This window comes from Nonomuraea sp. NPDC050786 (genome assembly GCF_040654115.1).
GTDB lineage: Bacteria > Actinomycetota > Actinomycetes > Streptosporangiales > Streptosporangiaceae > Nonomuraea.
In genome coordinates this window covers 47,039-59,613 of sequence record NZ_JBFAHJ010000025.1, presented here as the reverse complement: position 1 = coordinate 59,613, position 12,575 = coordinate 47,039, and the positions used below count along the sequence as shown (strand labels likewise).

10 protein-coding genes are annotated in these 12,575 nt (G+C 71.0%); 8 read left to right on the top strand and 2 right to left on the bottom strand.

The features are described from left to right. The first annotated feature begins 160 nt into the window (after positions 1–160). Together AB0H84_RS36080 and AB0H84_RS36075 are read left to right on the top strand one after the other, a co-directional pair. Entirely contained in the window at positions 161–1,138 is a 978-nt protein-coding gene (locus AB0H84_RS36080) for a COX15/CtaA family protein (RefSeq protein WP_357614608.1), read from the top strand. 62 nt (positions 1,139–1,200) lie between these two features. Next, positions 1,201–1,908 carry an ElyC/SanA/YdcF family protein gene (locus AB0H84_RS36075; RefSeq protein ID WP_357614605.1) on the top strand — a complete coding sequence of 236 codons (708 nt, stop codon included), beginning with the start codon at positions 1,201–1,203 and terminating at the stop codon, positions 1,906–1,908. Here AB0H84_RS36075 and AB0H84_RS36070 read toward each other — a convergent pair. Together AB0H84_RS36070 and AB0H84_RS36065 are read right to left on the bottom strand one after the other, a co-directional pair. Continuing rightward, a complete protein-coding gene (locus tag AB0H84_RS36070; protein ID WP_357614602.1) occupies positions 1,884–3,074 on the bottom strand; it encodes a PrsW family intramembrane metalloprotease in 1,191 nt (396 codons plus the stop codon). The two genes, AB0H84_RS36075 and AB0H84_RS36070, sit on opposite strands and share 25 nt — an antisense overlap. 106 nt (positions 3,075–3,180) lie before the next feature. After that, positions 3,181–4,125, bottom strand: a complete 945-nt coding sequence (locus tag AB0H84_RS36065; protein WP_357614599.1) for a heme o synthase — start codon at positions 4,123–4,125, stop codon at positions 3,181–3,183. A 263-nt stretch (positions 4,126–4,388) separates the two neighbouring features. Between AB0H84_RS36065 and tkt the strand changes: the two genes are divergently transcribed. The 6 genes from tkt to pgl are packed head-to-tail and all read left to right on the top strand — an operon-like array spanning position 4,389 to position 12,541. Further along, positions 4,389–6,482: a transketolase gene (gene tkt / locus AB0H84_RS36060; RefSeq protein WP_357614596.1), complete on the top strand. Its 2,094-nt coding sequence runs from the start codon at positions 4,389–4,391 to the stop codon at positions 6,480–6,482. A gap of 6 nt (positions 6,483–6,488) precedes the next feature. Beyond that, entirely contained in the window at positions 6,489–7,580 is a 1,092-nt protein-coding gene (tal, locus tag AB0H84_RS36055; protein ID WP_357614593.1) for a transaldolase, read from the top strand. After that, complete coding sequence (locus AB0H84_RS36050; protein WP_357614944.1) at positions 7,580–9,193, top strand: glucose-6-phosphate isomerase; 1,614 nt, start codon at positions 7,580–7,582, stop codon at positions 9,191–9,193. The genes tal and AB0H84_RS36050 overlap by 1 nt, the downstream gene beginning before the upstream one ends. Position 9,194: 1 nt before the next feature. Next, entirely contained in the window at positions 9,195–10,820 is a 1,626-nt protein-coding gene (gene zwf, locus AB0H84_RS36045) for a glucose-6-phosphate dehydrogenase (protein ID WP_357614590.1), read from the top strand. Beyond that, complete coding sequence (gene opcA / locus AB0H84_RS36040; protein ID WP_357614587.1) at positions 10,820–11,734, top strand: glucose-6-phosphate dehydrogenase assembly protein OpcA; 915 nt, start codon at positions 10,820–10,822, stop codon at positions 11,732–11,734. The genes zwf and opcA overlap by 1 nt, the downstream gene beginning before the upstream one ends. A gap of 33 nt (positions 11,735–11,767) precedes the next feature. Next, a complete protein-coding gene (gene pgl, locus AB0H84_RS36035) occupies positions 11,768–12,541 on the top strand; it encodes a 6-phosphogluconolactonase (RefSeq protein WP_357614583.1) in 774 nt (257 codons plus the stop codon). The last annotated feature ends 34 nt before the right edge of the window (positions 12,542–12,575 follow it).

Sequence of the window (12,575 nt, the reverse complement as noted above, 5' to 3'; positions counted from 1 at the left end):
TCTGTAATATGTCACATACCTTCACGCTTGAGAAGCCCACCCCATCCCGTGGACAGCGCTCCACCGCCGCGCTCCGGCCTTCGCACCCACAGAGGGGGCGTTCCCAGAGGCCGGGCGACCGGTGGCGGGACCGGACCACCCGGCCCGTACCATCGATGACGTGAAGCTACCCACCGACCACCCCAATCCTCTTGTGCGCCGCCTGCTCTCCTTGTGGGCGCCCACAACGGAGTCGATGCGGGGCTGGGCGCTGGCGTCCGTGGTGGTCAACGCGGGCATCGCGGTGACGGGCGCGGGCGTGCGCGTCACCGAGTCGGGGCTCGGCTGCCCCACCTGGCCCCGGTGCACGCCGGACAGCTTCGTCCCGGTCGCGCACCCCGAGACCTCGATGCTCAACATGCTCGTCGAGTTCGGCAACAGGCTGCTGACGTTCCTGGTGCTGGCGGTGGGGGTCGCGTGCGTGATCGCGGCGCTGCGCTTGACGCCGCGCAGGCGCTCGCTGGTGCTGCTGGCCTGGCTGCAGCCGGCGGGCGTGCTGGCCCAGGCGCTGTGGGGCGGGCTGGTGGTCAGCACGATGCTCAACCCGTTCACGGTGGGCATGCACTTCCTCATCTCGACCGGCCTGATCGCGGCCTGCTGGATGCTGTACGCGCGCGCCGGCGAGGGCGACGGCCCGGTCCGGCGGGTGACCCACCGCGACATCCGCAGGCTCGGCCACGCGCTGCTGGCCGCCGTGTTCGTGCTGCTGGTGGTCGGGGTCGCGGTGAGCGGCACGGGCCCGCACTCGGGCGACGAGAGAGCCTCCCGCTTCGATCTCGACATCGAGGCCGTGGCGCGGCTGCACGCCGACGTCGTCTACATCGTGGTGGGGCTGACGTTCGCGCTGCTGTTCGCCCTGCACGTGAGCCACTCCGAGCGGCCCGCCAGGCGGGCGGCGCTGGTGCTGCTCGCCGTGGAGCTCGGCCAGGGCGCGATCGGCTACACGCAGTACTTCCTCGCCGTGCCCGCCGCACTCGTGCTGCTGCACGTGCTCGGCTCCACGCTGGTCTGGATCGCCGCGCTTCGGGTGGTCACCTCGCTGCGCACCCGGGAGCCGCTGCCCGACCACTCCCCCACCGGAGTGCCCGCCGCCGTCTGAGCGGTTGTGCCAGGGTATGGGGTGATAAGTCGGCCACTCCCCCACTCCCTGGAGGGTGCGATTTGCTGCTGAATGTCCGCCCCACTCGGAAGGGGCTGCGCCGCGCGTACCAGGGTCTGGTGCTGGTCAGCGTGCTCGCCCTGGCCCCCATGACGTGGGCCTGGCTCGGCAGCTCGGCCCACCGGGAGGCGGCCGAGGGCGACGGCTGGCTCGGCCGCGTCCCCCCGGCGCAGGCCGCGCTGGTGCTGGGCGCCGGCCTGTACGGGAAGCAGCCCACGGCGATGCTGGCCCGCAGGCTCGACATCGCCGCCGAGCTCTACCGGGCCGGCAAGGTGCGGGCGCTGCTGCTGTCGGGCGACAACAGCCGCAAGGAGTACGACGAGCCCACGGCCATGCGCGACTACCTGCGCGGTAAGGGCGTGCCGGACCGGGTGATGGTGCTGGACTACGCCGGGTTCGACACGTGGGACTCGTGCGTGCGGGCGCGCAAGGTCTTCGGGGCCCGGCAGGTGACCGTGGTGACGCAGGAATTTCATCTGCCCAGGGCCGTGACGCTGTGCCGTACGGCCGGGCTGGAGACGTTCGGGGTGGGCGACGACTCGACCAGGCAGTTCGCCGCGACCACGTACGTCTACGCCACCCGGGAGCTGTTCGCCACCGCCAAGGCGTTCGCCGACGCGATGATCCTGCACTCCGACCCGGTCTACCCGGGGCCGCGCGAGGTCTCCCTGGACCGGATCCTCGCTCAGCCGGGCGCGCCGGGGGCGTAGCCCGGCGGCGGGGTGCCTCTCGCGACCGATCCGGCGTGCGCCGACGGCACGGGGAAGTCGGCGCGGGCGGTGCTCATGCACTCCAGCAGCGCCCGCTGCTCCTCGTGGAAGGTCTGCTCGTCCACCATGTGGCGGGCCGCCCGCTCGTGCAGCAGCCCCAGCTCGGTGGCGGCCAGCTGGTAGTCGCGCATGGCGCGCAGCCCGCGCTTGCCGCCGTGGGCCTTGGCCCACTGCCTGGCCTGCCGCCTTCTGGCGAACGTCGACAGCATGTAGATGTCGGCCTGGCCGACCAGCTTGGTCGGCTCGTACGGCGGCAGATAGCGCTGGATGAGGGCCACGATGCGGCGCCGGTCCCTGAACACCACGCCGATCAGCACGATCAGCACGACCAGCAGGGTCAGGTAGGCCACCACGAGCCCCGGGAAACCGCCGTAGGAGGCCAGGCCGTTCCAGAGGCCGTGCAGGATCATCGCGCCCGACCAGCCGGCCAGGATGTAGAAGACCCGCTCGGGGCCCTCGCGCTGGGCGGCGTAGGCCACCGCGACGCCGATCATGGAGCTGAACAGCGGATGCGCGAGCGGCGACAGGATGCCGCGCAGCACCACGGTGACCGCCAGCCCCTTGACGCCGGAGGTGGAGAGCGCGGCGATGTAGTAGCTGACGTTCTCGCTCATGGCGAAGCCGAGCCCGACCATGCTGGCGTAGATGACGCCGTCGGTCGGCCCGTCGAGCTCGGCCCTGCGGAACCTCAGCAGCCCCAGCAGCACCAGCCCCTTCATCGTCTCCTCCACCACGGGCGCGCCGAAGGTGGCCGCGATGTTGCGGGCGCTGGCCTCCGACAGCTTGGCGGTGTCGATGATGTAGTGCAGGTTGAGCGAGTTGATCACGCCGGCGGCCAGCACCGCGATGCCCGCGCCCCAGGCGAAGGCGAAGATCAGGTTGCTGCGCGGCTCCGGCTCCATGCGGTCGAGCGCCAGCACCGCCGCGAGCAGCATCGGCACCGGCGCGAGCGCCAGCGCGAGGCCGATGAAGAACTGCACCGGGGTGCGGTCGAACAGGTCGTACGAGAACGAGACCAGAGCGCAGATGCCGGTGAGGACCAGCCCGATGATCAACGCGAACGACGGGCGGTCCTTCAACACCCAGCGTGGATCACGGGTCGCCATACGGTGACTTTAACGGATCAGAGTGCCGGGGTCTGTGCCGGTCAAGACAGCCTCACCCCTCCGGGCACGCGGCCGGAGACGCGGCCGCGCACACGGCCGGCGACGGTCATGCCAGCAGCGGGTCGATCGCGACGGCCAGGAACAGCAGCGCCAGGTAGGCGTTGGACCAGTGGAAGAAGCGCATGGGGCGCAGGTCGACGCCGCTCTTGCCGGCGTTGAGCCGGGCCAGCAGGCGGTGGACCTCCCACAGGCACATGGCGCCGAGCGCGGCGGCCACGAGGGGGTAGAAAAGCGTGGTGCCGGCCACCGGCCACAGCGCCAGCGAGCAGAGCACGGTCGCCCACGTGTAGGCGATGGACTCGAGCACGACCCGCCGCTCGGTGGCCACGACGGGCAGCATGGGCACCTTGGCCGCCGCGTAGTCCTCCTTGTAGCGCATGGCCAGCGTCCACGTGTGCGGCGGTGTCCAGAAGAACACCACGCCGAACAGCACCAGCGGCGCCCAGTCGAGCCGATCGGTGATGCCCGCCCAGCCGATCATCACCGGCATGCAGCCCGCGATGCCGCCCCACACGATGTTCTGGGCCGTGCGGCGCTTGAGGATCATCGAGTAGACCAGCACGTAGAACAGGATCGCCCCGGTGGACAGCATCGCGGCCAGCGCGTTGGTGGTCACCCAGAGGCCCACCAGGGAGAGCACGCCGAGCACGATGCCGAAGATCAGCGCGCCGCGCGGCGAGACCTGGTGCCTGGCCAGCGGCCTGCGGCGGGTGCGGCGCATCTTCTGGTCGATGTCGCGGTCCACGTAGCAGTTGAGCGCGTTGGCGCTGCCCGCCGATAGGGTGCCGAACACCATGACCGAGATCGACGTCCACAGCGGCGGCAGGCCGCCCGCGGCCAGGAACATCACCGGCAGTGTCGTGATCAGCAGCAGCTCGATGATCCGCGGCTTGGTGAGCGCGATGTAGGCCTTTACGATCATGGCGATCGAGCGCGGCCCCTCCACCTGGGGAGATCGGGCCGTCGCCTGCCTGTTGGTCAGCACCGTCAAGGCGCTTCCAGCCTGTGCGGAGTCAACGCGTAACCTCTGAATAGAGCGGATCCATGGGTAGGCGCCGTGGCGCCCCTGCGAACAAACAAACTGTAGTCGCAGGGTCGGCCGGTCCGGCCAATGGGGGGCTTGCGCCGTACATGGACGAGTGCGGGTGGAGGGGAAGGATCGTCGACTCCACTCGGTTAGGGTCCGGTATGGGCGGGATAGCCGACACCAATGACAACTAGATTCCGGAGATCGAGCAGTTGAGCACCGAACTCGTGCCAGCCCTTGAATGGACCGACCTGGACAAGCAGGCGGTCGATGTCGTTCGAGCCCTGGCGATGGACGCAGTCGAGAAGGCGGGCTCGGGTCACCCCGGCACCGCCATGAGCCTGGCCCCCGCCGCATACTTGCTGTTCCAGCGTGTGATGCGTCACGATCCGACCGATCCCAACTGGATCGGGCGCGACCGGTTCGTGCTGTCGTGCGGCCACTCGAGCCTGACCCTCTACATCCAGCTCTACCTTTCCGGCTACGGCCTCACCCTCGACGACCTGCGGCGGCTGCGCCAGTGGGACAGCCTGACGCCGGGCCACCCGGAGCACGGCCACACGGCGGGCGTGGAGACCACGACCGGCCCGCTCGGCCAGGGCCTCGGCAACGCCGTCGGCATGGCGATGGCCGCCCGCCGCGAGCGCGGCCTGTTCGACCCCGACGCCGAGCTCGGCGCCTCGCCGTTCGACCACCACATCTGGTGCTTCGTCAGCGACGGCGACATCGAGGAGGGCATCAGCCACGAGGCCAGCTCGATCGCCGGCCACCAGAAGCTGGGCAACCTCATCGTCGTCTGGGACGACAACCACATCTCCATCGAGGACGACACCCTCATCGCCAAGTCGGAGGACGTCGTCGCCCGCTACGACGCCTACGGCTGGCACACCCAGAGCGTCGACTGGACCGCCACCGGCGAGTACGTCGAGGACGTCCAGGCCCTCTACGACGCGCTGCAGGCGGCCAAGGCGGAGACCGACCGGCCGTCGTTCATCCGGCTGCGCACGATCATCGGCTGGCCGGCGCCGAACAAGCAGAACACCGGCAAGATCCACGGCTCGGCCCTGGGTGAGGCGGAGGTCGCCGCCACCAAGGAGGTCATGGGCATGGATCCGGCCAAGACCTTCGACGTGCCCGCCGGGGTGCTGGAGCACGCCCGCGGCATCGCCCAGCGCGGCCGCACCGAGCACGCCGAGTGGGAGAAGGCCTACGCCGAGTGGCGCCTGGCCAACCCCGAGCGGGCCGCCGAGCTCGACCGCATCTCCGAACGCGAGCTGCCCAACGGCTGGGCCAAGGCGCTGCCGTCGTTCGAGATCGGCTCGTCGACCTCGACCCGCAAGGCCTCCGGCGAGGTGCTGAGCGCGCTGGCGCCGGTGCTGCCCGAGCTGTGGGGCGGCTCGGCCGACCTGGCCGAGTCCAACAACACCACGATGAAGGGCGAGCCGTCCTTCATCCCCGAGGAGTTCCAGACCAAGGAGTTCCCGGGCAACCGCTACGGCCGCACGCTGCACTTCGGCATCCGCGAGCACGCCATGGGCGCCATACTCAACGGCATCGCCCTGCACGGCGGCACCCGCCCGTACGGCGGCACGTTCCTGGTCTTCTCCGACTACATGCGTCCCTCGGTACGCCTGGCCGCGCTGATGAAGCTCCCGGTCACGTACGTCTGGACGCACGACTCCATCGGCCTCGGCGAGGACGGCCCGACCCACCAGCCGATCGAGCACCTGTGGTCGCTGCGCGCGATCCCCGGCCTCGACGTGGTCCGCCCGGCCGACGCCAACGAGACCGCCTACGCCTGGAAGGCCGTGCTCAAGCACACCGACCGGCCCGCCGCGCTGGCGCTGACCAGGCAGAACCTGCCGGTCGTCGAGGGCACCAGCCCCGAGGGCGTGGCCCGCGGCGGCTACGTGCTGCGCGAGGCATCCGACGGCCAGCCCAAGGTCATCCTCATCGCGACCGGCAGCGAGGTGGAGATCGCGCTGGAGGGCCGCGACCTGCTGGAGGGCAAGGGCATCCCGACCAGGGTCGTGTCGATGCCGTGTGTCGAATGGTTCAAGGGGCAGGACATCGCATATAGGCAGACGGTCCTGCCTTCCTCGATCCGGGCTCGCGTCGCGGTCGAGGCGGGTGTCGCGCTCGGCTGGCACGAGTTCGTCGGCGAATGCGGCGAGATAGTCGGCCTCGAACACTTCGGTGCTTCGGCCCCGTACAAGACTCTGTATGAGTTGTTCGGGCTGACGGCGGAGCGCGTGGCGGCCGCGGCACATGCGAGCCTGGCCAAGCTGGGGCAGGAAAAGGGCGAGACGACGGGAAACTGAAGGAAGATGAGCGAGAACCTCAACAAGCTGTCCGGCCAGGGCGTTGCCATCTGGCTCGACGACATCAGCCGTGAGCGGCTGCGCAGCGGCAACCTCGAGCAGCTGATCCGCGAGAAGAACGTCGTCGGGGTCACGTCCAACCCGACGATCTTCGCCAACGCGCTCAGCAAGGGCGACGCGTACGACGGCCAGCTGCACGACCTGGCCGTACGCGGCGTGGACATCGGCGAGGCCGTGCGCGCCATCACCACCTACGACATCCGGTGGGCGGCCGACGTGCTGCGTCCGGTCTACGACGCCACCGGCGGCGTGGACGGCCGCGTGTCGCTGGAGGTGGACCCGCGTCTGGCCCGCGAGAGCGAGAAGACCGTGGCCGAGGCCCGGGCGCTGTGGTGGCTGGTGGACCGGCCCAACCTGTTCATCAAGATCCCGGCGACGGTCGAGGGCCTGCCCGCGATCACGCAGGCGCTCTCGGAGGGCATCAGCGTCAACGTCACGCTGATCTTCTCCCTCGAGCGCTACCGCGCGGTCATGGACGCCTGGCTGGCCGGCCTCGAGGCGGCGCAGGCCAAGGGGCTCGACCTGGGCTCGATCGAGTCGGTGGCCTCGTTCTTCGTCAGCCGCGTCGACACCGAGATCGACAAGCGGCTCGACAAGCTGGGCAAGGCGGACCTGAAGGGCAAGGCGGGCATCGCCAACGCGCGCCTGGCGTACGCGGCGTACGAGGACGTGATGAACTCCGAGCGCTGGCAGCGCCTGCGCGCGGCGGGCGCCAAGCCCCAGCGGCCCCTGTGGGCCTCGACCGGCGTGAAGAACCCCGAATACTCCGACACCATGTACGTCGACCAGCTCGTCGCCCCCGGCACCGTCAACACGATGCCGGAGAAGACGCTGGACGCGACGGCCGACCACGCCAACGTCACCGGCGACACCGTCCGCCCGTTCTACGAGCAGGCCTGGAACACCATGGCCGCGCTCAAGGAGGCCGGCATCGACTACGACGACGTGGTGAAGGTGCTGGAGGACGAGGGCGTCGAGAAGTTCGAGGCCTCCTGGAACGAGCTGCTCGAGAGCGTCACCAAGAACCTGGTTCCGTGATGGAAGTGACCTACCGCGAGGAGGGGGTGGCCTCGGCCGCCGCCTCCCTCGCGGGGCGTCTCGTCGCCGACGGCGTGCCCGCGCGGCTCGCCGGCGGCGACCCCACGCTGTGGGGTGAGGACGCCGAGGCGGAGGCGGCTGTCAGGCTCGGCTGGCTGACGCTGCCCCGCTCCTCTCGCGAGCTGCTGCCCCGGCTGGGCGGGCTCGTCGAGCGGGCCCGCGCGGCGGGCCTGACCAACGTGGTGCTGGCCGGGATGGGCGGCTCGTCGCTGGCGGCGGAGGTCATCTGCGCCACCGCCGACGTGCCGCTCACCGTGCTGGACACGACCGACCCCGGACAGGTGCGCCGCGCGCTGTCCGACCGGCTCGACGCCACGGTCGTGGTCGTGGCCAGCAAGAGCGGCTCCACCGTGGAGACCGACTGCCACCTGCGGATCTACGAGGAGCTGTTCGCGGAGGCGGGCATCGCGCCCGCGGACCGCGTCGTGGTCGTCACCGACCCGGGCTCGCCGCTGGAGAAGCGCGCCGCCGACGGCGGCTTCGAGCTGGTGCTCGCCCAGCCCGACGTGGGCGGGCGCTACTCGGCGCTGTCGGCGTTCGGGCTGGTGCCGAGCGCGCTGGCAGGGGCCGACGTGGAGCGGCTGCTCGACGACGCCCAGGAGGTGCTGCCGCTGCTGTCGCGCGACACCGGCAACCCCGGGCTCGACCTGGGGGCCGCGCTCGGCGGCGCGGCGCTGGCCGGGCGCGACAAGCTGCTGCTCGAGGACCAGCTCTCGGCGATCACGGGGCTGCCCGACTGGATCGAGCAGCTCGTCGCCGAGTCCACCGGCAAGCAGGGCAGGGGGATCTTGCCCGTCGTGGGCGCCGACCCCAACGAGTCCGGCGACGAGCTGGTCGTCGCCATCGAGACCGACCTCGGGGACGTGCGCGTGGACGGGCCGCTGGGCGCGCAGTTCCTGATCTGGGAGTACGCCACCGCCGTCGCGGGGCTGCTGCTGGAGATCGACCCGTTCGACCAGCCGAACGTGGCCGAGTCGAAGGAGAACACCGCGGCCCTGCTGGCGCTGCCCGACCTGCCGGCCGGCGCGCCGGCGTTCGTGGACGGCCCCGTCGAGGTGTACGGGTCCTCCACGGCCAGGGACCTGCCGGGGGTGTTCGCCGAGCTGCTGCGCGCGATACCGGCCGGCGGCTACCTGGCGATCATGGCTTATCTCGACCGGCTGGCCGCGTTCGACGCCCCGGTGCCCGACGGGGCCGATTTCGAGCAGATGACCGACGCGTGGATGTGGGCCGACGCGGCGACGCTGCGGCCGCTGCTCGCGCTCCGCACCGACCGGCCGGTGACCTTCGGGTGGGGGCCGCGGTACCTCCACTCGACCGGGCAATACCACAAGGGCGGGCCCCAGAACGGGGTGTTCCTGCAGATCACCGGGGCGGTGGCCGAGGACGTGCCGGTCCCCGGCAGGCCGTACACGCTGGGGCGGCTCCAGCTCGCCCAGGCGCTCGGCGACCTGGGGGCGCTCGAGACCCGCGGGCGGCCCGCCGTACGCCTGCATTTGACCGATCGCGCGGCGGGAGTCGCGCGCTTGCTCGCAGCCGCACAGGAGGCTTGAGATGACAGACCCGGCAGCACCCGCGGAGGAGGCCGCCGCCGTCGAGACCACGATGGCGGCCACTGTGGCCACCTCAGCCGCGGGCACCGCCACCACCGAGGAGGTGGTCGCCGCCAACCCGTTGCGCGATCCGCGTGACAAGCGGCTGCCCCGGGTGGCGGGACCTTGTGTGATGGTCTTGTTCGGCGTGACGGGTGACCTGGCCAAGCGAAAGCTGCTGCCGGCGATCTACGACCTGGGGAACCGGGGGCTGCTGCCGCCCGGCTTCTCGCTGGTCGGCTTCGCCCGGCGGGATTGGAAGGACCAGGATTTCGCCCAGTTGACGCACGACGCCGTCAAGGCGCATGCCCGGACGCCCTTCCGCGAGGAGGTCTGGAAGCAGATCCGCGAGGGCATCCATTTCGTACCAGGTGAGTTCTCGGACGACGGGGCGTTCGACGCGCTGGCCATGGCGCTCGCCGAGATCGACGAGACCCGGGGCACGGGCGGAAACTACGCTTTCTACCTGTCCGTGCCGCCGAAGTTCTTCCCCGTGGTGGTGGAGCAGCTCAAGCGGACCGGCCTGTCCGACGCGCCCGAGGGGTCGTGGCGGCGGGTGGTCATCGAGAAGCCGTTCGGGCACGACCTGAAGTCGGCGCACGAGCTGAACGAGATCACCACCTCGGCCTTCCCGGAGAGCTCGATCTTCCGGATCGACCACTACCTGGGCAAGGAGACCGTCCAGAACATCCTGGCGCTGCGCTTCGCCAACAACCTCTACGAGCCCATCTGGAACCGCGGCTTCGTCGACCACGTCCAGATCACGATGGCCGAGGACATCGGCATCGGCGGCCGGGCCGGCTACTACGACGGCATCGGCGCGGCCCGCGACGTGATCCAGAACCACCTGCTCCAGCTGCTCGCGCTGGTCGCGATGGAGGATCCGACCTCCTTCGACGCCTCGGCGCTGCGGCGGGAGAAGGAGAAGGTGCTCAAGGCCGTGCGGCTGCCCTCCAACCTGGCCCTGAACACCGCGCGCGGCCAGTACTCCGCGGGCTGGCAGGGCGGCGAGAAGGTGGTCGGCTACCTGCAGGAGGAGGGCATCCCGCCCGAGTCCAAGACCGACACGTACGCGGCCATCAAGCTGGAGATCGCAAACCGGCGGTGGGCGGGCGTGCCGTTCTACCTGCGCGCCGGCAAGCGCCTGGGCCGCCGGGTGACCGAGGTGGCCGTGGTGTTCCAGCGCGCGCCGCACCTGCCGTTCAGCAAGACCGACACCGAGATCCTGGGGCAGAACGCCCTGGTGATCAGGGTGCAGCCGGACGAGGGCATCACCGTCAGGTTCGGCAGCAAGGTCCCCGGCACCGCCATGGAGGTCCGCGACGTCTCCATGGACTTCGCCTACGGCGAGTCGTTCCTGGAGTCGTCTCCCGAGGCGTACGAGCGGCTGCTGCTCGACGTCATGATCGGTGACCCGCCGCTCTTCCCGCACCAGCGGGAGGTCGAGCTGTCGTGGAAGATCCTCGACCCGATCGAGGAGTTCTGGGCCACGCAGGGCCAGCCGGAGCCGTATGAGGCGGGCTCGTGGGGGCCGCCGTCCGCCGACGCGATGATGGCCCGCGACGGCCGGGTCTGGAGGAGACTCTAGTGACAACGTTCATGCTGGCGGACACGACGGCCGGCAAGATCTCGGCGCAGTTCACGCACCTGCGCCACCAGATGGGCGCGCCGGCCATCGGCATGGTGCTGACGCTCGTGGTGGTCTGCGAGGAGCGCCACCAGTACGACGCGCTGCGCGCCGCCACAGAGGCGGCCCGCGAGCACCCGTCGCGCATCATCGTCGTGATCAACCGCGAGCCGGAGGAGCAGAACAGGCTCGACGCCGAGCTGCGCATCGGCGAGTCCACGCCGGGCGAGGTCGTCGTCCTGCGCCTGTACGGCGAGCTGACCCAGCACGCCGACTCCGTGGTCAGCCCGCTCCTGCTGCCCGACACGCCGGTCGTGGTGTGGTGGCCGGGCGCGGCGCCCGACGCGCCGTCCCAGGACGCGGTCGGCGCCCTCGCCCAGCGCCGGATCACCGACGCCAGGGGCTTCGACCACGGCGGTGTCAAGTCGCTGGTGACCAGGGCCAAGGGGTACGCCCCTGGCGACACCGACCTGGCGTGGTCCAGGCTGACGCCGTGGCGCAGCCTGCTGGCGGCCGCGTTCGACCAGCCGGTGGGCAAGGTGCGCAAGGGCGTCGTGGAGGCCTCTCAGGGCAACCCGAGCGCGCCGCTGCTGGCCGCCTGGCTGTCGGAACGGCTCGGCGCCCCGATGAAGGTGGCCGAGTCCTCCGGCCCCGGGTTGACGGCCGTGCGCCTGCAGCTCAACGATGGAGAGCTGACCATCTCCAGGCACGACGCCCGGCTGGCCACGCTGTCGCGGCCCGGCCAGCCCGACCGCAACGTGGCCCTGGCCAGGCGGCAGACCTCGGAGCTGATGGCCGAGGAGCTGCGCAGGCTCGACAGCGACGAGATCTACGAGGCCGCGGTCAAGCGGTTCGCCCGGACGTACAAGGGGTGACCGGTGACCTCAATGGCTGAGAGAGTAGTGCCCGTGAGCGTTCCCAACGTAGTGGTCCACCGCGACGCCGACGTGCTGGCCAAGGCGGTGGCGGCGCGGATCATCACGCGGCTGGTCGACGTGCAGTCGGCCAAGGGTTCGGCGTCGATCGTGCTCACCGGCGGCACGGTCGGCATCGCGACGCTGGCGGCCATCGCCGCCACGCCCGCCCGTGACGCCGTGGACTGGCGCCGCCTGGACATCTGGTGGGGCGACGAGCGCTTCCTGCCCTCGGGCGACAAGGAGCGCAACGAGACCGGCGCCCGCGAGGCCCTGCTCGACCACGTGGACGTGGACCCGGAGCGGGTCCACGTCATGCGCGGCCCCGACTCGCGGATGACGGCGGAGGAGTCGGCCGAGTCCTACGCCGCCGAGCTGGCCAGGGCCGCCAGGCCCGAGGACCACGGCCCGGTGCCGAGCTTCGACGTGACGCTGCTCGGCATGGGCCCGGACGCCCATGTGGCGTCGCTGTTCCCCGGCATGCCCGCCCTGTACGACACCCGCTCGGTGGTGGCCGTGCACGGCGCGCCCAAGCCGCCGCCGACCCGCCTCTCGCTGACGCTGCCCGCCATCCAGACCTCGCGCGAGGTCTGGGTGGTGGCCGCCGGGGAGGAGAAGTCGGGCGCGGTACGCCTGGCGCTGTCGGAGTCCGGGCACGTCCAGGTGCCCGCGTCGGGGGCCAGGGGACGTGCGCGCACGCTGTTCCTGCTGGACCGGGCGGCGGCCGGCAAGATCCCGCCGGAGCTCGGCCGCATCTCGTCGCCCTGACTCCCGGCCTCCGTGCCGCTCGCCGGCCGCACCG

What these genes read in the sequence shown, in the direction of transcription:
- AB0H84_RS36070 (WP_357614602.1), bottom strand. Translation starts at nt 3,074, where the DNA reads ATGGCGACCCGTGATCCACGCTGGGTGTTGAAGGACCGCCCGTCGTTC.
- tal (WP_357614593.1), top strand. Translation starts at nt 6,489, where the DNA reads ATGAGCGAGAACCTCAACAAGCTGTCCGGCCAGGGCGTTGCCATCTGG.
- AB0H84_RS36050 (WP_357614944.1), top strand. Translation starts at nt 7,580, where the DNA reads ATGGAAGTGACCTACCGCGAGGAGGGGGTGGCCTCGGCCGCCGCCTCC.
- zwf (WP_357614590.1), top strand. Translation starts at nt 9,195, where the DNA reads ATGACAGACCCGGCAGCACCCGCGGAGGAGGCCGCCGCCGTCGAGACC.